The 257-nt window shown below is 63.8% G+C and carries 1 protein-coding gene; it reads right to left on the bottom strand.

Features of this window, described 5'->3' with window-relative positions; translation table 11 throughout:
• Positions 1–257, bottom strand: a 257-nt coding sequence (locus ACPYOI_RS36480) for an ExbD/TolR family protein (RefSeq protein WP_481424231.1), incomplete at both ends; no start/stop codon positions are given.

Here is a 257-nt window from a genome sequence, read left to right as displayed (position 1 = left end):
CCTCCAGCTCGCCGATGCTCACCGGGAAGGCGTCGAGGAAGATCTGCCCGCTGTCGGAGACGGTGATCGCCTTGGTCTGCGGCTTGGCCAGGCTGACCGAGGCGCTCGCCTTGGGCAGGTTCACTTTCACGCCCTGCACCGAGGCGGTGGTCATGATGATGAAGATCACCAGCAGCACATACGCCAGGTCCAGCATCGGCGTGATGTTGATGTCGTCGTAGGGCTTGTCGTCGTCCTGTACCTGCATGGCCGCGCCC

Source organism: Rhizobium sp. SVR5-2C, from assembly GCF_056755115.1.
The sequence above is the reverse complement of the archived record's forward strand: the minus strand, read 5'-3'. Positions and strand labels throughout refer to the sequence as shown.